Source organism: Buchnera aphidicola (Lipaphis pseudobrassicae), from assembly GCF_005081185.1.
In the GTDB taxonomy this organism is placed as follows: Bacteria; Pseudomonadota; Gammaproteobacteria; order Enterobacterales; family Enterobacteriaceae; genus Buchnera; species Buchnera aphidicola_AD.
On sequence record NZ_CP034870.1, the window covers coordinates 130,698 to 153,558 of the forward strand.

At 24.6% G+C, this 22,861-nt stretch carries 20 protein-coding genes and 1 pseudogene; 16 read left to right on the forward strand and 5 right to left on the reverse strand.

All coding sequences use genetic code 11. The annotated features are described in order from the left end of the window. Positions 1-84 precede the first annotated feature (84 nt). The 10 genes from thrS (at position 85) to yajC (ending at position 9,754) form a co-directional block, all read left to right on the forward strand. Positions 85-2,013: a threonine--tRNA ligase gene (gene thrS, locus D9V70_RS00625; protein WP_158355850.1), complete on the forward strand. Its 1,929-nt coding sequence runs from the start codon at positions 85-87 to the stop codon at positions 2,011-2,013. A 3-nt stretch (positions 2,014-2,016) separates the two neighbouring features. After that, positions 2,017-2,556, forward strand: a complete 540-nt coding sequence (gene infC, locus D9V70_RS00630) for a translation initiation factor IF-3 (RefSeq protein WP_158355851.1) — start codon at positions 2,017-2,019, stop codon at positions 2,554-2,556. 87 nt (positions 2,557-2,643) lie between these two features. Further along, on the forward strand, positions 2,644-2,841 hold the full coding sequence (gene rpmI / locus D9V70_RS00635) for a 50S ribosomal protein L35 (protein ID WP_158355852.1): 198 nt from the start codon (positions 2,644-2,646) through the stop codon (positions 2,839-2,841). Positions 2,842-2,889: 48 nt separating this feature from the next. Next, positions 2,890-3,246, forward strand: a complete 357-nt coding sequence (gene rplT, locus D9V70_RS00640) for a 50S ribosomal protein L20 (RefSeq protein ID WP_158355853.1) — start codon at positions 2,890-2,892, stop codon at positions 3,244-3,246. A gap of 205 nt (positions 3,247-3,451) precedes the next feature. Then, positions 3,452-4,441 carry a phenylalanine--tRNA ligase subunit alpha gene (pheS, locus tag D9V70_RS00645; protein ID WP_158355854.1) on the forward strand — a complete coding sequence of 330 codons (990 nt, stop codon included), beginning with the start codon at positions 3,452-3,454 and terminating at the stop codon, positions 4,439-4,441. A 9-nt stretch (positions 4,442-4,450) separates the two neighbouring features. Continuing rightward, positions 4,451-6,841 carry a phenylalanine--tRNA ligase subunit beta gene (gene pheT, locus D9V70_RS00650; RefSeq protein ID WP_158355855.1) on the forward strand — a complete coding sequence of 797 codons (2,391 nt, stop codon included), beginning with the start codon at positions 4,451-4,453 and terminating at the stop codon, positions 6,839-6,841. A 4-nt stretch (positions 6,842-6,845) separates the two neighbouring features. After that, positions 6,846-7,142 carry an integration host factor subunit alpha gene (locus D9V70_RS00655; RefSeq protein WP_158355856.1) on the forward strand — a complete coding sequence of 99 codons (297 nt, stop codon included), beginning with the start codon at positions 6,846-6,848 and terminating at the stop codon, positions 7,140-7,142. 49 nt (positions 7,143-7,191) lie between these two features. Continuing rightward, the gene (queA, locus tag D9V70_RS00660; RefSeq protein ID WP_158355857.1) at positions 7,192-8,265 is read left to right on the forward strand and encodes a tRNA preQ1(34) S-adenosylmethionine ribosyltransferase-isomerase QueA; all 1,074 of its coding nucleotides are present in this window, start codon (positions 7,192-7,194) and stop codon (positions 8,263-8,265) included. 27 nt (positions 8,266-8,292) lie between these two features. Beyond that, positions 8,293-9,405 (forward strand): tRNA guanosine(34) transglycosylase Tgt, encoded by a 1,113-nt coding sequence (gene tgt, locus D9V70_RS00665; RefSeq protein WP_158355858.1) that lies wholly within the window; start codon positions 8,293-8,295, stop codon positions 9,403-9,405. A 16-nt stretch (positions 9,406-9,421) separates the two neighbouring features. After that, positions 9,422-9,754 (forward strand): preprotein translocase subunit YajC, encoded by a 333-nt coding sequence (yajC, locus tag D9V70_RS00670; RefSeq protein WP_158355859.1) that lies wholly within the window; start codon positions 9,422-9,424, stop codon positions 9,752-9,754. Positions 9,755-9,805: 51 nt separating this feature from the next. On the opposite strand, the gene glyS is transcribed toward yajC, so the two are convergent. Both glyS and glyQ read right to left on the reverse strand, forming a co-directional pair. After that, positions 9,806-11,878: a glycine--tRNA ligase subunit beta gene (gene glyS / locus D9V70_RS00675; protein WP_158355860.1), complete on the reverse strand. Its 2,073-nt coding sequence runs from the start codon at positions 11,876-11,878 to the stop codon at positions 9,806-9,808. Then, positions 11,853-12,790, reverse strand: a pseudogene (gene glyQ / locus D9V70_RS00680) (glycine--tRNA ligase subunit alpha). Before glyQ ends, glyS begins: the two are co-directional and overlap by 26 nt. Positions 12,791-12,964: 174 nt before the next feature. Between glyQ and folE the strand changes: the two are divergent. The 3 genes from folE to rplY all read left to right on the forward strand — a co-directional run bounded on the left by folE (position 12,965) and on the right by rplY (position 15,006). Beyond that, positions 12,965-13,630 (forward strand): GTP cyclohydrolase I FolE, encoded by a 666-nt coding sequence (folE, locus tag D9V70_RS00685; protein ID WP_158355862.1) that lies wholly within the window; start codon positions 12,965-12,967, stop codon positions 13,628-13,630. Between the two features lie 216 nt (positions 13,631-13,846). Then, positions 13,847-14,686: a deoxyribonuclease IV gene (gene nfo / locus D9V70_RS00690; RefSeq protein ID WP_158355863.1), complete on the forward strand. Its 840-nt coding sequence runs from the start codon at positions 13,847-13,849 to the stop codon at positions 14,684-14,686. A gap of 35 nt (positions 14,687-14,721) precedes the next feature. Further along, complete coding sequence (rplY, locus tag D9V70_RS00695) at positions 14,722-15,006, forward strand: 50S ribosomal protein L25 (RefSeq protein WP_158355864.1); 285 nt, start codon at positions 14,722-14,724, stop codon at positions 15,004-15,006. 3 nt (positions 15,007-15,009) lie between these two features. Here rplY and D9V70_RS00700 read toward each other — a convergent pair whose 3' ends face one another. Then, positions 15,010-15,783 carry a DedA family protein gene (locus D9V70_RS00700; RefSeq protein ID WP_158355865.1) on the reverse strand — a complete coding sequence of 258 codons (774 nt, stop codon included), beginning with the start codon at positions 15,781-15,783 and terminating at the stop codon, positions 15,010-15,012. Positions 15,784-15,999: 216 nt separating this feature from the next. Between D9V70_RS00700 and D9V70_RS00705 the strand changes: the two genes are divergently transcribed. The 3 genes from D9V70_RS00705 (at position 16,000) to D9V70_RS00715 (ending at position 19,063) form a co-directional block, all read left to right on the forward strand. Beyond that, the gene (locus tag D9V70_RS00705; protein WP_158355866.1) at positions 16,000-17,280 is read left to right on the forward strand and encodes a peptidylprolyl isomerase; all 1,281 of its coding nucleotides are present in this window, start codon (positions 16,000-16,002) and stop codon (positions 17,278-17,280) included. Positions 17,281-17,364: 84 nt separating this feature from the next. Further along, positions 17,365-18,189: a 16S rRNA (adenine(1518)-N(6)/adenine(1519)-N(6))-dimethyltransferase RsmA gene (rsmA, locus tag D9V70_RS00710; protein ID WP_172599333.1), complete on the forward strand. Its 825-nt coding sequence runs from the start codon at positions 17,365-17,367 to the stop codon at positions 18,187-18,189. A gap of 55 nt (positions 18,190-18,244) precedes the next feature. Further along, a complete protein-coding gene (locus D9V70_RS00715; protein ID WP_158355867.1) occupies positions 18,245-19,063 on the forward strand; it encodes a symmetrical bis(5'-nucleosyl)-tetraphosphatase in 819 nt (272 codons plus the stop codon). Here the strand turns inward: D9V70_RS00715 and folA are convergent. Next, positions 19,055-19,537, reverse strand: coding sequence for a type 3 dihydrofolate reductase (gene folA / locus D9V70_RS00720; protein WP_158355868.1), 483 nt, complete (start codon positions 19,535-19,537; stop codon positions 19,055-19,057). The two genes, D9V70_RS00715 and folA, sit on opposite strands and share 9 nt — an antisense overlap. Positions 19,538-19,624: 87 nt before the next feature. Then, positions 19,625-22,852: a carbamoyl-phosphate synthase large subunit gene (carB, locus tag D9V70_RS00725; protein ID WP_158355869.1), complete on the reverse strand. Its 3,228-nt coding sequence runs from the start codon at positions 22,850-22,852 to the stop codon at positions 19,625-19,627. Positions 22,853-22,861: the final 9 nt, after the last annotated feature.

Sequence of the window (22,861 nt, forward strand, 5' to 3'; positions counted from 1 at the left end):
TTTTTTTTGTATAAAAATACATCACATGTAATTATTCAGTTTTATAGATAATAAATAATTAAAATTTTAATTAAGGATTTAAGAATGCCTGTAATAAGATTTTCTGATGGAAGCCATCAAGTGTACGAGCATTCAGTTTTGTTAGTAGATATTATAAAAAATAAAAAACCTAGTATATTAAAATCTCTTATTGCAATTTCTATCAATGATAATTTTGCTAATCTACATACTTTAGTAAATAAAGATTCTTTTATAGAATTTATTAATCATAAAGATCATAAAGCATTAAATGTTATTCGATATTCTTGTGTCCAACTATTAAGTTATGCCATTAAAAATATATGGCCTATTTCTCAGATTGCTGAAAGTAATATTTCGAATAATGGTTTTTATTGTGATATAGATCTAGATAATAAAATGTCCGAAAAAGACCTTACTTTACTAGAAAATAACATGAAACATCTTATCAGAAAAAAATATGATATTTCTAATAAAATAGTTTCTTATTCTCATGCACTTGAAATTTTTGAACAACGTTCTGAAAAATATAAAATATCATTGATTAATGAAAAAGTTGATTCTAATAAGAAAATTTCTTTATATTATCATGAGAATTATATAGATATTGATATAGGACTACAAATTTTTAATATAAAGTTTTGCAAATATTTTAAGTTAAGAAAAATTGGAGGTGTATATTGGAAAGGAAGCAAGAAAAACAAGATGTTACAACGTATTTATGGTACAGCTTGGACTAATCAACAAGAATTAGACAAGCATATACAATATTTAAATGAATTAGAAAAGAGAGACCATAGGAAAATAGGAAAATTTCTTGAAATGTATCATATGCAAGAAGAATCTCCAGGTATGGTTTTTTGGCATAATAATGGTTGGATTATTTTTAATGAACTATGTAATTTTGTTAGGGAAAAGTTAAAAGAATATAAATATAAGGAAGTGAAAACGCCATTATTAATAGATAAAATTATATGGGAAAATAGTGGACATTGGGATAATTATAAAAATGCAATTTTTACTACATTATCAGAACATCGAGAATATTGTATTAAACCTATGAATTGTCCAGGACATGTTCAAATTTTTAACAGCAAATTAAAATCTTATCGAGATTTACCTGTTCGAATGGCTGAATTTGGAAGTTGTCATCGTAACGAACCTTCAGGTTCTTTGCATGGTCTTATGCGAGTTCGTAATTTTACTCAAGATGATGCACATATATTTTGTACTCAAGAACAAGTTCGTCCTGAAATTAATGATTGTATTAAAATGATATATGATTTATATAGTATATTTAATTTTAAAAAAATATTGGTAAAACTTTCTACAAGACCAAAAAAACGCATTGGAAATGATTCAATATGGGATCAATCAGAAAAAGATTTATCTGATATGTTAATTGAAAATCATTTATCATTTGAATATCAATCAGGAGAAGGTGCTTTTTATGGACCTAAAATCGAATTTATTTTGCAAGATTCTTTGGGAAGAAATTGGCAATGTGGAACTATTCAATTAGATTTCTATTTGCCTGTACGACTTAATTCGTTTTATATTAATCAAAAAAATGAACGTAAAACACCAGTGATTATTCATAGAGCGATATTAGGTTCAATAGAACGATTTATTGGTATATTAATTGAGGAATCTTCAGGAAATTTACCCACTTGGTTATCTCCAATACAAGTTGTTATTATTAGTGTCTCTAATACTAGTTCAGATTATATTATACATTTAGTTAAAAGATTTTTTAATATTAATATTCGTGTAGAATCTGATTTGAGAAATGAAAAAATAGGTTTTAAGATTCGTGAACATACATTACGTCGTATTCCCTACATATTAATTTGTGGAGAAAAAGAAATAAAATATAATAAAATCTCTGTTCGAAATAGAAATGGTTATGATTTTGGAATGATTGACATTGATATTTTTATTAAAAAGTTACAAAAAGAAATTTTTACTCGTAACTTTCATCAATTGGAGGAATAAAGTATTAAAGGTGGAAAACGAATTCAATTAACACGTCCTAATCGTATCAATAATGAGATACGTGCTGTTAAAGTACGTCTTACAGGAGTTGAAGGTGATCAAATTGGTATTGTTAATTTACGTGAAGCTTTAAAAAAATCTGAAGAATTAGGATTAGATTTAGTAGAAATCAGTCCAAATGCTGAACCTCCAGTTTGTCGTATTATGGACTATGGAAAATTTCTTTATGAAAAGAGTAAATCTTTTAAAGAACAGAAAAAAAAACAAAAAGTAATCCATATAAAAGAAATAAAATTTCGTCCTGGTACCGATAAAAGTGATTATCAAGTTAAATTACGAAATTTAGTACGTTTTTTAGAAGATGGTGATAAGGTTAAAATTACTTTGAGGTTTAGAGGACGGGAAATGGCACATCAAAAAATAGGAGTTGACGTTCTTAATAGAATAAAAAGTGATTTAAATGAATTAGCAATAGTTGAATCATTTCCTTCTAAAATTGAAGGTCGTCAAATGATAATGATTTTAGCACCAAAGAAAAAATAGTCATTTTTAACTTAATTTTTAAATATAGATATATAATTTATTTTTAATAATATTTATATTTTTTTAACAATTTAAATCAAATATATTATGCCAAAAATAAAAACTTTAAAAAGTGCTTCGAAGCGTTTTAAGAAAACTGCATCTGGTGAATTTAAACGCAAACAAGCAAATTTACGTCATATTTTAACAAAAAAAACAACTGCTAAAAAACGTCATCTTCGTCCTAAGATTTTAGTTTCTAAAGGAGATATAAATAAAGTAAAATCTTTTTTACCATATGCGTAAATGTATTTACTTTTTTTATTAAGATTTTACGAAAAGGAGAGCATAAAAATGGCTCGTGTAAAACGTGGTGTTATCACTCACGCTCGTCATAAAAAAATATTAAAACAAGCAAAGGGTTATTATGGAGCTCGTTCTCGTGTTTACAGAGTTGCTTATCAAGCAGTAATTAAGGCAGGACAGTATGCTTATCGTGATCGACGTCAACGAAAAAGACAATTTCGTCAATTATGGATTTCACGAATTAATTCGGCTGTACGAAAGAGTCAAATGTCTTATAGTAAATTTATTTTTGGTTTAAAAAAAGCATCAATTGAAATTGATCGAAAAATATTATCAGATATTGCTATATTTGATATGTTTTCGTTTAATGAATTAGTAAAAAAATCTAAAGAAGCTTTATTGTAAATAATATATTTTAAAATATTTCATGAGGGGAAAATTTTATCTCCCCTCTTATATAAAAAATATATTTGTGACAAATAGATTACTTAACTATAAACTTTTTAATATATTTTCTTTAGAAAGTATTAGTTTAAAAAATAAGCTTCCTTTATGGGAGCTTTTTTCGTACATTAAATATGTAATTAAAAGAACATATAAGAATATTAAGATGTTAAAATTAAATAAATTGTTTCAAAATATTAAAACTGAAATAAAAAAATCACAAAAAAAAGAAGAATTAGAAAAAATTAGAATAAAATATTTGGGTAAAAAAGGAATTTTAACTTCTTATATAAAAAGTTTAAAAAATTTATCTTTTGAAGATAAAAAAAAACATAGTATAAGCATTAATACAATTAAGAAAGAAATAATGATTAATATTAACAAACAATATGAAATATTAAATAATATTTTATTAAATCAACGTATTGAAAAAGAAAAAATTGATATTTCTCTTCCTGGACGTCGTGTTAAAAATGGTTCTTTACATCCAATAACATATACTATTAATTATATAAAAAATTTTTTTTCTAGAATAGGTTTTCAATCGATTAGTAGTCCAGAAATAGAAGATGAGTATCATAATTTTGACGCTTTAAATATTCCTAAAAATCATCCAGCTAGAGATAGTCATGACACTTTTTGGTTTGATAAGAATAGATTACTACGCACTCAAACTTCAAGTATGCAAATTCGTATTATGAAGAAAGAAAAACCTCCTATTAGATTTATTTTTCCTGGAAAGGTTTATCGTAATGATTATGATCATACACATACTCCTATGTTTCATCAGATTGAAGGTTTAATAATTGAAAAAAATATTAATTTTTCAAATTTAAAATGGATTATATATAGTTTTTTATATGATTTTTTTGGTAATCAAATTTCAATTCAGTTTCGTCCATCATATTTTCCTTTTACAACACCTTCTGCAGAAGTAGATATTATAAACAGTAGAGGAAAATCATTAGAAGTACTAGGTTGTGGAATGGTACATCCTAAAATTTTAAACAATGCAAATATTAATTCTAATATATATTCCGCTTGCGCATTTGGATTAGGAATTGAAAGAATTACTATGTTACGGTACGAAATTTCTGATATTCGATATTTTTTTGAAAACGACATAAAGTTTTTAGAACAATTTAAGTATAATTAGTGAGGTAAGATGAAATTTAGTGAAAAATGGTTACGTGAATGGATCAATATAAAAATCGATAGCGATGTTTTATATAATCAAATTTCTAATTCTGGAATAGAAGTAGAATCTGTAAAAAAATTTAATCCAAACTTTAGTGGTGTTATAGTAGGTCAGATTATTAAATGTGCTACACATTCAAAATTTAAAACAGTAAAAGTAATAAAAGTAGATATAGGTAATAAAATATTAAACATTGTTTGTAGAGCGCCTAATTGTCGTTATGGTATTAAAGTTGCAGTAGCTATTGTTGGTGCTATTTTACCTAAAAATACAATAATTGAAAAAAAACTATTATATGAAGAAATATCTGAAGGAATGTTATGTTCTTTTTTTGAATTAGGAATCTATTTTTATAGCGATAAAATTATTGAATTTAATCAAGAAACACCTATAGGTATAAATGTTAATGATTACTTATCATTAAAAGATAATATTATAAAAATTTCTACAACTTCTAATCGACCAGATGGATTAAGCATTTTAGGAATATCACGTAACATATTAGCTTTAAATAATTTTAAAATGCCAGCTTTAAAACATCCATTAAATATAGTAAAAACTAAAAAAAAAATTAATTTAGATATTAAATCGAAAGAAGTAGATATTAACTATTTAGGTAGAATTATCGAAAATGTTAACGTTAACATTGATACTCCGTTTTGGATACAAAAGAAATTGTTCTTATCTGATATTTTACCCGTAAATATTATTACAGATATCATTAACTATATTTTAATTGAAATTGGACAACCTCTGAATGTATTAGATGCGGATCATATTGAAGATTGTATTATTATACGAATGTCAAATAGCAAAGAAAGTATTCTTTTAAAGAATAACATTCAATTAAACTTAGATGAAAAAATTTTAGTATTTTCTGATAAAGATAAAATACTATCTATTCCTGGAAATTTTAACTCTAATACTGTAGATATCAATATACATACTAAGAATATATTTTTAAGCTCCTACTTAATTGATAAAGAATCAATTTCTTATATTATAAAAAAAATAAATTCTAATAGAATATTAGAGTATCATAATTATGGTGTAGATTCATCTCTTCAAGTCTATGCTATTGAATATGCAACTCATTTAATATTAAAAATATGTGGTGGCATACCTGGTCCTATTTCTAAAATTAAAAATACGAATATTAATTTTTCATTGTTAAATAATAGCATAAGATTAAATCATGATACTTTAAATAAAGTGACAGGTTTTTTTATCGATGCTAACATTGTTTCAAATATTTTATATAATCTTAACTATCAAGTAATATTTAAAAAAAAATATTGGGATGTTATTCCTCCTAGTTGGAGATTTGATATATTAATTGAAGAAGATGTAATAGGCGATGTACTTCGAATATACGGATACAATAATATTGTTTTAAACCCATTACAAGAATCTTTCATCTTAAGAAATGATAACCAATTAATAGATTTATTATTAGAAAAAACTGATGTTATTTTATCTAATAAAGGTTATTATGAAATTATTACTTATGGTTTTATTGATCCTAAAATACATGATATATTATGCTCGAATCAAAAAAAGTTACTAATAGAGAATCCTATTTCTAAAGATATGTCTTGTATGCGATCATCTTTATTGCCTGGTTTACTTAAGACTATTTCTTACAATAAAAATCGTCAACAAAAAAATATGCGATTTTTTGAAAAAGGTCTTTGTTTTTTATTAGATGAACAACAATATCTTGGTGTTAAACAAGAAATTTTTTTAGCTGCTGCAATTAGTGGTAATTATATAAAAGAAAGTTGGTGTTTTAAGCAAAGAAAAGTGGATTTTTATGATCTTAAAGGTGATTTAGAATGTATGTTAGAATCTATATGTGAATTAGATCATATAGAATTTAAAAAAACTACAATATCTGGTTTACATCCAGAACAAACTGCATCTATATATTTTCAAGGAAATTTTATTGGTAGCATTGGTGCAATAGATCCAAGATTAAAAAAACAGTTAAATGTGAACAGTTCTACATTTTTGTTTGAAATATCATTGAATCATTTTTTAAACAAAGTACCATTAAAAATCAAAGAAATTTCAAAATTTCCTACTAGTAGACGCGATATTTCTATATTAGTTTCAAAAGATATTACTGTGTTTGATATTATTGATACTTGTAAAAAGTGTTTTTTTGAAAATATAGTAGAAGTTAATCTTTTTGATATATATTCTGAAGAAACATTATCTGAGAAAGAAAAAAGTTTGGGTATTAGTTTTATTTTTCAAGATATGAAAAAGACTTTTGAAGAAAATGAAATTAATTTAATGATGGATTATTGTATAAAAGTATTAAAGGAAAAATTTCAAGTTATTTTAAGGAAATAAATTTATGGTTCTTACAAAAGCTGAAATTTCAGAAAATCTATTTGAAAAATTACAATTAACTAAAAGAGATTCAAAACAATTTGTAGAATTTTTTTTTGAAGAAGTTAGAAGTTCCTTAGAGAGAGGAGAGAACGTTAAATTATCAGGATTTGGAAATTTTGAATTAAAAAACAAAAAAGAACGTCCTGGTAGAAATCCTAAAACAGGAGAAATTGTTACTATTACTGCTAGACGAGTAGTTACTTTTAAATCTGGTCAAAAACTTAAAAACAGCATTCAAAATTATCTAATAAAAAAATGATAAATTCTTTATTTGATAAAGTTATTTAAATTTTTTAAAGAAATAAATCATGGAACTTTCTAAATTTTATTTTAATTTACCGAAATCACTTATATCTTTTTATCCTTGTTCTGTTCGAAGCAAATCTCGTTTAATGCTTGTTAATGGACAAACTGGTATGATATCTCATAAATATTTTTTTAATATTATTGACGAAGTTTATCCTGGTGATTTAATTGTATTAAATGATACTCAAGTTATTCCAGCTCGATGTTTTGGACACAAAAAAAGTGGAGGTAAAGTAGAATTTTTAGTTGAACGAATATTAGACGATAATAAGATGTTAGTTACTATTAAAAATAGCAAAAATATTAAAATTGGAACAAATATTTTTTTTGGTAAAAACAATCAAATAAAAAGTTCGATTATTGAATATAAAAATTCTTTTTTTAAGATTTTATTTCATAGTACAAGTTATTCGTCTCTTGATGTCATCAATTGCTTTGGAGAAATTCCATTACCTCCCTATATTAAAAGATCTGTAAATAATGTAGATATCGAATCATATCAAACAGTATATAAAAATAAGATAGGTTCTATTGCTTCTCCTACTGCTGGATTACATTTTGATTATTATTTATTAGATGATCTGAATAAGAAAGGTATAGATATAGAATATATAACACTTCATATAGGATCTGGTACATTTCAACCTGTTAGAACATTTAAAATACAAGATCATATTATGCATTCTGAAGTGGTAGAAGTGTCTTCTGTTCTAATCAAAAAAATTCAATCTTGTAAAAAAAAAGGTGGACGCATTATTGCTGTAGGAACTAGTACAATGCGTGCTTTAGAAAGCGCATATATTTCATCTTCATGGAATGATCAAAAAACATTTTCAGGAGATACTAATATTTTTATATATCCTGGTTATAAACATAATGTAGTTGATGCTTTAATTACAAATTTTCATTTTCCTAAATCTACATTAATGATGTTAGTATCCTCTTTTTTAGGTTATAAAAATACAATAAATGCATATCATGAAGCTATAGAAAGAAAGTATCGTTTTTTTAGTTATGGAGACGCAATGTATATCACGTATAATTCATTAGCTCCATATGAAAAAATTTTTGATTAAAGCATTGTATAATATTCTGGAGAAATAATGAACTTTCAAGTTTGTCATGAAGATGGAAACGCTAGATGTTGTGTATTTACTTTTAAAAAAGAAAAAATAGAAACACCTATTTTTATGCCAGTTGGTACTTATGGTACAGTAAAAAGTCTTACTAAGGAAGAAATTAAACAGACGGGTAGTAAAATTATTTTAGCAAATGCTTTTCATTTGAGTTTACGTCCTGGTCAAGAAATAATAAAATCACATGGTGGTTTACATAGTTTTATGAATTGGTCAGGTCCTATTCTTACTGATTCAGGTGGATTTCAAATATTTAGTCTTTCAAAGTTTTCTAAAATTAATGAAAATGGAGTTTTATTTCAGAATCATTTTAATGGTAAAAAATTTCTTTTAAATCCAGAAATATCTATGAAAATTCAAACAGATTTAGGATCTAATATAGTTATGATTTTTGATGAATGCATTGCATTTAATAATAGTTGGAATGATACAAAAAATTCTATGGAAAGATCCTTACGTTGGGCAGAAAATAGTCGTTTCTATTTTGATTTATATAAAAATAAAAGTTTATTGTTTGGAATTATACATGGAGGAGTGCATCGATCTTTACGTGACATTTCTCTTAAAGAATTGATAAAAATAGGATTTGATGGGTATGCATTAGGAGGTTTAGCAGTCGGTGAATCAAAAAAGGAAATGTATTCATTGTTAAAATATATTTGTCCTAAAATGCCGAAAAATAAACCAAGATATTTAATGGGAGTGGGAAAACCAGAAGATTTAGTTGAAGGTGTAAGTCGAGGAATAGATATGTTTGATTGTGTTATTCCCACTAGAAATGCTAGGAATGGACATTTATTTGTTACAAATGGTATAATTAAAATTAGAAACAAAAGATATAAAGAAGATTTATCTAAATTAGATGAAACTTGTACTTGTTATACATGTAAATACTACACTAGATCTTATTTACATCATCTAGATTCTTGTAATGAAATATTAGGAGCTCGTTTAAATACAATACATAATTTACATTATTATCAAACTTTGATGTGTAACATAAGAAATGCAATTAAACTTAATAAATTTAAAGATTTTATATTTAATTTTTATAATCAAAAAACATTCTATAAAAAATAGAAAAGGGAAAGTTTAAATGAGCTTTTTTATACAAAACGCTAATGCAGTTATAAATGATTCATCAGAAGGTAATTCATATTCTTTAATTTTTATGTTAATAATATTTTTGTTAATTTTTTACTTTATGCTCTTTCGCCCTCAACAAAAGAAAGATAAAGAACATAAAAATATTATAAATTCTCTTGTTCAAGGAGACGAAGTGATTACTACTAGTGGATTATTAGGTAAAATAAGTAAAATCACAAGCAATGGATATGTTTTGCTTAAGTTAAATGAAACAACAGAAGTTTTTATAAAACGTGATTTTATAGCATCATCTCTACCTAAAGGAACCTTAAAATCTTTGTAAAATTTTAATATGTGTTCTAATAAATAATACTTATTACATTTTGTACATTATTTAATATAAATAAGAAAAATTTGTTATTTTTGATAAAATTTTCATTAATTTATTTAATAAAATTAGTCTATTTTTTCTAATTTCTAAATTAGAGTCATATATTTTAATGTTATCAAAAAAATTATTTATAGGTATTTCTAGTTCTTTTATTTGTAATAAAATTTCTTGATATTTTTTTTCGAAAAATAAATTATTTGTAATAAAATCAAATTTTTTAATATGATCAAATAGTTTTATTTCTTCTACTTGTTTTATTAATTTAGTGTTAACGTCTCCAGAAATGTTTTCAGTTTGTTTATCTAAAATGTGAGCTATTCTTTTTATAGATAATATAATTGACTTTGAATCATTTAATTTCTGAAAGAACGATAAAGCTTGTATTCTTTTTTCAATATCTATTAGTTGTGTTAGTTGACATGATAATACTGATTTAATGATATTAATGTTATATTTCTTCTCTTTGTACCAATATAATAATCTAACCATAAAAAAATTAATTATACTATCATATACAGTTGAATATTTAATAGATTCTTTATTATATAAAGAAATACTTTTTTTAATTAAATCATGTAAATCTAATAAAATATTATTTTCGGTAATAATACGAAATATTCCTATAGTCAAACGTTTCAGTCCAAAGGGATCTTTATTTGAAGTTGGAATATTTCCAATAAAAAACATTCCTGATAATGTATCTATTTTATCAGCAATAGATAATGAACAACCTATAAGGGTACACGGTAATTTATCATTTGAAAAAGATGGTAAATATTGTTCTTCAAGAGCAATTGCGATATCTTTTTTTTCCTTGTCTGCTAAAGCATAGTACATACCTACTGTACCTTGTAATTCTGGAAATTCACATACCATATTAGTAACTAAGTCACACTTTGATAAAAGTGCTGCTCTGTTAGAGTCTTTTTGATTAAAATTACTATATTTAGAAATCCAGTTTACAAGCAACTGTATTCGAATTGTTTTTTCATATAATGATCCTAAACCATCTTGAAATAAAACATTTCTTAAAGACATAAGATAATTTTCCAGTTTTGTTGTTCTGTCTTTATGGAAAAAAAATGCAGCGTCTGAAAGTCTTGCATACATAACTCTTTCATAACCCAAAATAATGTTTTTTGAATCTTTTGAATTAATGTTACAAATAAAAATAAAATATGGAAGTAAATTATTTTCTATATCATATATTGGAAAACATTTTTGTTGTTTTTCTATAGTATATATTAATATTTTTTTTGGTATATTAAGGAATATTTTTTCAAAACTGGCTAAATATGCTATAGGTGATTCTACTAAATTAGTGATTTCTTCAAGTAATTCGGTACGATATTTTATAAAACCATTGATTTTTTTTGCTATAAAATTAATATTTTCAATAATATTTTTTTTTCTAGTTTCATAATTAGCGATAATATTATTCTTCTTAAACAGAATTGATGGATATTCTTGTGCACTATCAATTTTTATTCGTTTTTCTCTATAACAAAGATGATTTTGGAGTAAATTATTAGAACGAATATTAAAGACTCTTCCTTTAATAATTTGATTATCTAACAACATTACAATATTTCGAATAGGTCTGGAGAATTTTTGATTAGTAAATTCCCATCGCATAGACTTTGGTATAGAAATTTTTTTTAATGCTGTTTCAATTATTTCGGGAAGTAAAATTTCGATTTTTTCTCTTTTTTGTATTTTTTTAAATACCAACCATTCACCTTTTTTATTTTTTAAACAACTGGCTTCATTTATATTAATACCACAGTGTTTTGCCCAATTATTAGCAATATTTGTTGGTCTTCCATTTTTATCATAAGAATCAAGTATAGATGGACCTTTTTTATTAATATTAAATGTTTTATCACTTGTATCAATATCTAAAATTGTTAATGCAAGTCTTCTTGGTGTAAAAAAATATTTAATTTTTTTATATGAAAAATTGTAATATTTTAGATCTTTTTTAACATTTTCAAAAAAACATGAGGATATTTTATGAAGAAATCTAGATGGAAGCTCTTCTGTTCCAATTTCAATTAATAATGTTTGTTCTTTCATTTTTCTCTCTTTTTTCTTGATAAAAAGGAAAACTTAGTTTTTTCTTGATTTTAAATATTCTTTTGCAATTTTTGAGGTTAATTTTCTAATCCGTAAAATGTAACTTTGACGTTCACTAGAAGAGATAAATTTTCTTGAATCTAATAAATTAAATATATGATTTGCTTGTAATATCTTTTCGTATGATACTAATAATAGTGGTTTTTTTAAATTCATTAACCTTTTTGCTTCTAATTCATATTCTTTAAAACAATCAAATAAAAAATTAATATCAGAATATTGAAAATTATATTGTGATTGTTCTATTTCATTTTCTTTGAATATGTCACCATAAGTTATTTTTATGTTCTCATTTTGTTGCCAAATAAGATCATATACATTTGATTTATTTTGTATATGCATAGAAATTCTTTCTAAACCATATGTTATTTCTACAGTAACAGGATTACATTCTAATCCTCCTACTTGTTGAAAATAGGTAAATTGAGTAATTTCCATTCCATTCAGCCAAACTTCCCAACCAATTCCCCAAGCTCCTAATGTTGGATTTTCCCAATTATCTTCTACAAAACGTATATCATGTAATTTCTCATCTATATTAAGTAAATTTAGTGATTTAAGATAAATATCCTGAATGTTTTCTGGTGGAGGTTTAATAATAACTTGAAATTGGTAGTAATGTTGTAAACGATTTGGGTTTTCTGCATATCTTCCATCTGAAGGACGGCGACAAGATTGTATATATGCAGCACTAATTGGTTCTGGACCAATAGCTCCTAAAAAAGTTGCATTATGAAAGGTTCCAGCTCCTATTGGTATATCTAATGGTTGAAAAATAATACATCCTTGTTGTATCCAGTACTTTTTTAATATTTGAATTAAATTGTAAAAAGTATTTTTATGGTTTTTCATTGTATATCCAGATAGAAAAAAGAAAGATATATTTTATCTTTTTTACAATTATATGTAATAATAAGTTTTATATATTTTTTGTATTAATATTAGTTTTAAATTAATAATTTTTTATATATTTTAGAGTATTTTAAAAATTAAAACATATTTTTTTATATAAAAAAAGAAAAGATAATGATAAGATTTAGTAAAGAAGCTAATTTAGCTCATAATACATTGTTAAAAAGAAATTTAGAAAATCCTATTTTAAAAGAATACAATGATATAAATGAAAAAGAAAGAGAATTATTAATTGCTAGACATATACATAAAATTATGATTTTATTGCAGTTAGATATAACAAATGATAGTTTAAAAAAAACACCAGATCGTATATCAAAAATGTACATTAATGAAATATTTTCTGGATTGAATTATAAAAACTTCCCTAAAATTACATTTGTAGATAATAAATTGAATAGCAATGAAATGATTTTGGTTAAAAACATAGTTTTAATTAGCACTTGTGAACATCACTTTATTACTATTAATGGAAAAGCTACTGTAGCATATATTCCTAAAAATAAAATTATCGGTTTATCTAAAATAAATAGAATTGTTCAATTTTATTCTAAAAGACCTCAAATACAAGAACGTTTGACTAAGCAAATATTGATTGTATTACAAGTTTTATTAGAAACCGAAAATGTTGCAATTATTGTAGAAATGGAACATTTTTGTGTTAAAGCACGTGGAGTTTGTGATGTTAATAGCAATACTATTACATCTTCTTTTGGAGGTCTATTTTACTCTAATAAAAATATTCGTGATGATTTTTTTTTACATAAAAATACTATTTAATGAACTAAATGTATAAAATTTATTTTTATTGATTAAAATATATTTTCTCAGTATTATATCATTTTTAATAAAAAAAATTTAATTTTTTTTAGAATCTGTATTATTAAAAAATTTAAATTAACAGGTAATATATTTTATTTTAATTTTATTATGTGGTTCAAAATATGTAGTTCAAAATAAGTAAAAAAATTTTTTATTGTAAAAGGTAAATAAGGAATGAAATATATTGGTGCCCATGTTAGTTCTTCTGGTGGTTTAGAAAAAGCAGTTTTACGTGCTGTTGAAATCAAAGCAACAGCATTTTCATTTTTTACTAGAAATCAACGCCAATGGTTTTCTCCTTTATTAAAACAAGAAAAAATAGATACATTTAAAAAATTTTGTATTAAGTATAAATTTAAACCTCAACAAATTTTACCTCATAGTAGTTATTTAATTAATTTAGGTCATCCAATTGATATATTGTTAGAAAAATCCCGTCTTGCTTTTATCGATGAAATAGTTCGATGTGATCAACTAGGTTTAATTTTTTTAAATTTTCATCCAGGAAGTCATTTAAATAAAATTACTGAAATTGATTGTTTGGAAAGAATATCTAAATCAATAAATATAGCTTTAGAAAAAACAAAAAATGTAATTGCCGTTATAGAAAACACTGCAGGACAAGGAACTAACGTTGGGTATTGTTTTGAACAAATATCTATGATCATTAATAATATTAATGACAAATCTAGAATTGGAGTTTGTCTTGATACCTGTCATTTATTTTCTTCAGGTTATGATTTACGTACTTTAAACGATTGTGAAAATACATTTAATAAATTTAATAATTTAATAGGACTTAAATATTTAAAAGGTATTCATTTAAATGATTCTAAAAAATCGTTTAACAGTCGAGTTGATCGTCATGAAAGCTTAGGATTAGGAAAAATAGGAACGTTAGCATTCAAATGGATTATAAGAAATAAAAATTTTTATAATATTCCAATTATCTTAGAAACTATCAATCCTTCAATATGGGAAAAAGAAATTTTTTGGTTAAGATCGCACAAATAATTGATTAAATTTATTAACTTACAAGAGGTTAAAACATGCTAATAGTTAATGCAGAAAAAAGAACTAAACAAGGAAAAAGTTTTAGTAGAAAATTACGTATTTATAATAAACTTCCAGGGGTGTTATATGGATTCAAGAAAAGTGAAATTCTACTTATACTAGATCATAACTCTGTTTTTAACTTACAGGAAAAAGTGAATTTTTATAAAGAAAATTTATGTTTAATTATTGATAAAAATAAGTATGAAGTAAAAGTTCAATCTGTTCAAAGACATTCGTTTAAATTAAAATTATTACATATTGATTTTTTATATGTTTGATAATTAAATTGCTCCTGATAATATAGCAATAAAAATTTTTCTAAAAATAAGCATTGTAGGATGAAACTGTATAGCTACTAAACTAGAAATGCCCAAAAAAACTGTTATGATAGCTATCCATTTAATCTTCTTTCTTGTTAAAAAAACAGAGGTATTATTAGTATGATTTTTTTTCATTTTCCACCATTTTGATACTGACCATATCGAAACCCATATTAAGATAAAAATGATTAATAAAAACCACTTAAAATAATCATTGTTAGAATTTTGAGGTATATTGATTGTTATGCCCGTTACTATTCCAGGAAAAAAATATACTGGAGGCCATAATACACATCCAATAATACTAGGTAAAATAAATTTTTTTACAGGCAATTTTAACATACCAGATACCATTGGTATTAGTGGTCTAGTTGGTCCTATAAAACGTCCAACAATAATTGCTAACATACTATGTTTATGTAAAATATATTTAGTTTTATTAAATAATTTTTGATTTTTCTTTAACAATCTAAAATTAGATAACCAATTTTTAAAATATAATCCAATATAATATGAAACCCAATCTCCTAGTAAACATCCAATGGTACCGGATATCCAAGCAGGATAAAATGATAGCCTTCCATCACCTATTAATGTACCTAATGAAGCCATTAAAATAATTCCTGGAAGTAAGAGTCCAACTAATGCAAGAGATTCTAAAAAAGAAACTATACCTACTACTATCAAGGAATAAGCTAAAGATTGAGTAATGAAAGCGGTTAACCAAGATTCCATAAGTGCTCGTTATTTTAATATTTTTTTAATTTATAATTGTTTTTAACAGATATTTTATACTTTATATTTTTTTTAAAACAAGCTCAAGAAAAATTTTTAGAATTTTAGAATATATCTAAAAATAAAGTGAAAATATTGTTTTTGCTGATTAAATAATAAAATTAATATGAGAATTATTTTTATAAAATAAATATGGAATTAAAAAGAAGAATTGTGATGAAAGCATATATTTTTATAATTTTATATATTTTTAATTGTACATTTTACGTATGTGCGGAAGATCTTAAAATAGATCAAATTAGAGCTATTGTTAATGATCAAGTTATATTAAATAGTGATGTTAATAAGCTTGTTTCTTTACTTGAAAAAAAAGGTAAAAATTTTCAAATACCTTTAAAAAATAATTTTTTAGAAGATAAAATTACTGAAAAGTTAATTATAGATGCTTTGATACTAGAAGAATCAAAAAAATTAAATATTATAGTAACTAAAGAACAAGTAAATAATGTTATTAGAGACATTGCTTTGAAAAAGAATATTAGTGTAAATCAATTAAAACATCAAATTGAAATTAATGATAATTTTTCTTATCAAGATTATTTAGAAAATATTAAAAAGTTATTAAAAATTAAATTTGTAGAAAATTATGAAGTTAGTAAACGTGTTAATATTTCAGACAATGAAGTAAATTTTTTATTTAAAAAAATCATTAAAAAAAATAAATATTTAAAAAAAATAAATTTAAGTTATATTTTTTTACCCTTGTCAAACAAAAAATCTAGTATTTTTTTCGAAAATTATAAACAATTAGTAGAAGATATGGTGAAGAAACTTAAATCAGGTTGTAATTTTAATAAATTATATGAAGAATACAAAAAAAATAATACGGATTTTTTAGCAAAAAAAAATTTCTGGACACATCTTTTTCATTTAAAAAAAAAGTTTTCTAATTCTTTTAATAATATCAAAAAAAGTCAAATATTAGGTCCTTTTTTAAGACATAATGGATTTTATATTTTAAAGATTAACGATATCATTAATAATGAAGAAAATATTATAACCGAGTTTTATGTGCAACATTGCTTAATAAAGCCATCTGTTTTATTTAGTGAATTAGCAGCAAAAAATAGTGTTTTTAATATATATAAAAATATTAAAAATGGAATTTATAGTTTTGATTATGCTGTTAAAAACTTTTCTCAGGATATTTATTCTTCAAATAAAAAAGGTAATTTAGGATGGATTTCAAAAGAATTTTTTAATAAAAATTTTACTAAAAAATTATTATACCTTAAACAAAATGAGATAAGTGAACCTATCAAATCCAAACTTGGTTGGCATATTATTAAAATATTAAAAAAACGAAAAATAGATAAATTTTATTCTTTAAAAAGAAATTATGCTTATAATATTTTATTTACTCAGAAAATATTGTCAGAAAAACAAAATTGGATACAAGATCTTAAAAATTCTTCTTATATAAAAATTATAGAATAATAACATCTATATCATTTTTTATTTTTTGTAATTTAGATATGTTGAAATTTGTTAAATTTTCAATAAAAAATTAAGTATAAGTTAATGATCATGAAAAGTTTTTATAAACATCTTCCTATTAAAAGATATGGACAGAATTTTCTTATTAATAAAAATACAATACAAAGTATTATTAAACAAATAAATCCTAAACTTAAACAAACGTTAGTAGAAATTGGACCTGGATTAGCTGCTTTAACAGAGCCAATGTGTATGTTATTAGATAAATTAATTGTAATTGAAATCGATTCAAATTTATTAAAATTATTAAAAAAACGTTCGTTTTACTCGAAACTAATAGTTTTTTATAAAGATGCTTTAACTTTTAATTATATAGATTTATTTTATCAAAATCATGGATTAATTAGAATTTTTGGTAATTTACCATACAATATTTCTACATCTTTAATTTTGTATTTATTTCAACAAATTACAGTTGTTCAAGATATGAATTTCATGTTGCAAAAAGAAGTTGCTGAAAGATTAGTAGCTTGTCCTGGAAATAAATCTTATGGTCGTTTGAGTATTATATCTCAATATTACTGTAGTATTAAAGTTTTATTAAATATTAGTCCAAAAGATTTTTGGCCTATTCCTAAGGTGTATTCTGTTTTTGTCAATTTAACTCCTCATATCAATTCTCCCTACTTTGTTTATGATGTTAATATTTTGAGCCTTATTACAAATATCGCATTTCAGAATAGAAGGAAAATGTTACGTCATAGTTTAAATAAACTATTTTCTGAAAAAACATTAATAAAATTAGAAATTAATCCAGAATTAAGAGCAGAAAACATCTCTATTCTACAATATTGTAAACTATCTAATTATTTACATAAAACAAGAAATAGAATTTTAAAAAAAATTTGAGATTATAATTTTCGAAATTTAACACATTAATTAAAAGAGAAAAAAATAATTATATATGAGTACTTATTTTACTAGTGATATTCATGGTTGCTATAAAGAATTTAGACTGTTATTAAAAAAATCTTCTTTTAATCCTAAAAAAGATTATTTATGGATTGCAGGAGATTTAGTATCTAGAGGTCGTGATTCTCTTAAAGTTTTAAGATATCTTTATTCATTATCATTAAAAAGAAGAGTGGAAATAGTTCTTGGCAATCATGATTTAAATTTAATTGCAGTATATTCCGGTATAAAAAAAAATAAAGAGGAAAATTTTTTTGATGAGCTTCTTTCATCTTCAGATATTGATAAATTAATAAATTGGCTACGTTGTCAAAATATTTTAAAAGTTGATAAAAATCGAAAAATAATAATGTCACATGCTGGCATTAGTCCACAATGGGATATTAATATTGCAGAGAAATACGCTTTAAAAATTAAAGAGTTTTTATCGCATGATAGTTATTCTTTATTTTTAGAATCGATGTATAGTAATAAAGTGATGTTTTGGGATGTAAATTTACATCAATTAGATCGATTACGATATAGTATAAATGCTTTCACAAGAATGAGATATTGTTATCCTAACGGTAAATTAAATTTATTTTATAAACAATCTCCTAATGTTGTTAAATATCCATTACAACCATGGTTTTTTATTCAAAATAATATTCCAAAAGATTACTCTGTTTTTTTTGGTCATTGGTCAAGTTTAAAGGGAACTTATGTACCTAAGCCTTTTATTTCTCTAGATTCTGGTTGTTGCTGGGGTGAAAAAATTACTATGTTTAGATGGGAAGATAAAAAAATATTTTCTCAAAAGTATTTATCTTGATAAAATTTCAAAATAATAATTATAAGGATTTTTTTCATTTTTAATGTATTTTTTTTTAAATAATCTTTTCCAGTTTGGAAACATTTTATATTTAGGAAAATAAGCATCACCAATGATATGAGCATCTATGTGAGTCAAATATAATTTGTTAGCATAAAATAACATGTTTTTATATATTTGAGCTCCTCCAATAACCATAATTTCTTGTGCATATTTTGCGGAAATGATTGCTTTAGATATTGAATTGACTGAAATAATACCTTTTTTTTCTATTTTATTTTTGCTAATAACTATATTATGACGCATTAATAAAGGTTTTCCTATTGATTCCCAAGTTAAACGACCCATAATAACACTTTTATTTATTGTATGTTTTTTAAACCATTTTAAATCTTCTGGTATATACCAAGGTATTTTATTATTATATCCAATTACTAAATTACTGGAAACAGCAGCAATTAAACTTATATTTATTGTGATAATTAGCTCCTTATATGAATTATAAATATGTTGTAAAACATATTTATAAAAATTTAATTTATTAAAAATAATATTATTTTTTTAAACAAAATATATTGTTTTATGAATGTCTTGAAGAGATTCTAAATTTTTTATAGGATCTTCATTTAGTGCCATAACAGTTGCAAATGCACCATTTATAGTTGTATCGTAATGTACTTTATATTGCAGGGCACTACTACATATTAATTTAGAGTCTTTTATTCCCTGATGAGAAGATGTGGTATTAACAATATATGCATATTCTCTATTTTTTAAACGATCTTGTATATGTGGACGTCCTTCATGTACTTTATTTACTATTCTAGAGGTAATTCCAGATTTTTTCAAAGCAATAGATGTACCTTTAGTAGCATCTATTTCAAATCCTAATTTTTTTAATTTAACTGCTAAGTTTATAATATGACTTTTATCATTATCTCGAACTGAAAGAAGAACACGACCAGATTTTTTTATCTTAGTTTGAACACTTAACATTGCTTTAGAAAAAGCTTCTGAAAAATTTTTTCCAATACCCATTACTTCTCCAGTAGAACGCATTTCTGGACCTAATATAGGATCGACTCCTTGAAATTTATCAAAAGGTAAAATAGCTTCTTTTACTGAAAAGTATGGAGGGATAATTTCTTTTATAAAACCTTGTTCTAATAGTGTTTTTCCATACATAACTCGTACGGAAATTTTTGCTAATGCAAGACCTGTTGCTTTAGAAACAAATGGAACTGTTCTAGCCGCTCTTGGATTTACTTCAATAATATATACTTTTTCATTTTTGACAGCAAACTGTACATTCATTAACCCTTTTACAGATAATTCAAAAGCTAGTTTTTTTACTTGATCTCTAATTTTATTTTGAATTTTATTAGTTAAAGTATATGCAGGTAAAGAACATGCAGAATCTCCAGAATGAACTCCCGCTTGTTCAATATGTTCCATTATACCACCAATTAAGACTGTTTTTCCATCAGAAATTGCATCGACATCTACTTCTGTTGCATGATCTAAATATTGATCTAATAAGATTGGTGCAGTATTTTTTTTATCTACCATAGTTTTAAAATATTTTTTTAAATTATGTGGTTCATAAACAATTTCCATTGCTCTTCCACCTAATACATACGATGGTCTTACCATAATTGGATAACCAATTTTTTCTGCTTCTTTATATGCTTCTTTTAAGCTTAATACTGTTGCATTTAAAGGTTGTTGTAGTTTTAATTTATTCACAGTTTTTTGAAAACGATATCGATCTTCTGCTTTATCAATCGAATCTGAATTAGTTCCAATTATAGGAACTCCTTCTTTTTCGAACGCACGAGCTAGCTTTAATGGTGTTTGACCACCGTATTGAACAATTACTCCTTTTGGTTTTTCTATTCTAACGATTTCTAATACGTTTTCTAATGTGATTGGTTCAAAATAAAGTCTATCTGAAATGTCATAATCAGTAGATACTGTTTCAGGATTACAATTAATCATAATTGCTTCAAAGCCATCTTCTCGTAAAGCTTGAGCGGCATGTACACAACAATAATCAAATTCTATACCTTGTCCTATTCTATTTGGACCGCCACCTAATATAATAATTTTTTTGGTATTTTTTGTTGGATGCGATTCACATTCATCTTCCCATGTTGAGTACATGTATGCTGTCTCAGTTGAAAATTCAGCTGAACATGTATCAATTCTTTTATATACGGGATGTAAATTTAATTGATAACGTAATTTTCTTATTTCACTTTCTTTCTTTTTCGTCAATATGGCAATACGTAGATCAGAAAAACCTTTTCTTTTTATAAAATAAAAAAAATTGTATTTCAACCCTGTAAATCCTACTTGAGTAATTTTTTTTTCTAATAAAATGATTTCTTCGATTTGTATTAGAAACCATGGATCGATTGATGTTAATTCAAAAACTTCTTTTACAGACATACCTGAACGGAATGCGTCTCCTATATACCAAATGCGTTCAGAACCAGCTTCTTTTAATTCACGTCTAATTTTTATTAAATATTCTGGATCGTGAGGAAAGATTTTTATTTCAAATCCACTAGAACCTACTTCTAAACCACGAATTGCTTTTTGTATAGATTCTTGGAAAGTACGTCCTATCGCCATTACTTCTCCGACAGATTTCATTTGAGTAGTAAGTCTGTCATTACATCCTGAAAATTTTTCAAAATTAAATCTAGGAATTTTTGTTACTATATAATCTATTGATGGTTCAAAGGAAGCAGTAGTGTTTGTTCCTGTAATATCGTTTGCTAATTCATCTAATGTATATCCAACAGCTAATTTTGCAGCAATTTTTGCAATTGGAAATCCAGTAGCCTTAGATGCTAATGCAGAAGATCGAGACACTCTAGGATTCATTTCAATCACTATCATTCGACCATCTTTTGGATTAATTGCGAATTGTACATTAGAACCTCCAGTTTCTACTCCAATTTCTCTTAAAATTGACATAGAAGCGTTTCTCATTATTTGATATTCTTTATCAGTTAAAGTCTGTGCAGGTGCTACTGTGATTGAATCTCCCGTATGAATGCCCATAGGATCTAAATTTTCAATAGAACAAACAATAATACAATTATCGTTTTTATCTCGTACTACTTCCATTTCGTATTCTTTCCAACCTATCAAGGACTCATCAATTAAAAGTTCTGTATTTGGTGATAATTTAAATCCTCTCTCACAAATTTCTTTAAACTCTTCATGATTATATGCAATTCCTCCTCCACTTCCACCCATAGTAAAAGAAGGACGAATTATACATGGAAAACCAACGTTATTTAAAACTGAAAATGCTGTTTTCATATTATGTGCAATTCCGCACTTTGCAGTTTCTAATTTTAATTTTTTCATTGATTTTTCAAATAATTTTCTATTTTCTGCTTTTTTAATTGCATCAACTGTAGCACCTATAATTTTTACTTTAAATTTATTTAAAATTCCTTTTTGATCTAATTTTAAAGCGCAATTAAGAGCTGTTTGTCCTCCCATAGTTGGAAGTAATGCATCTGGTTTTTCTTTTTTAATTATTTTTTCTACGATTTTCCAATAAATTGGTTCAATATATGTCGCATCAGCCATGCATGGATCTGTCATAATAGTAGCTGGATTAGAATTAACAAGTATTATTCTGTATCCTTCTTCTTGTAATGCTTTACATGCTTGTGCACCAGAATAGTCAAATTCACATGCTTGACCGATTACTATAGGACCTGCACCAAGAATTAAAATTGATTTTATGTCAGTAGATTTAGGCATATTTTTTCC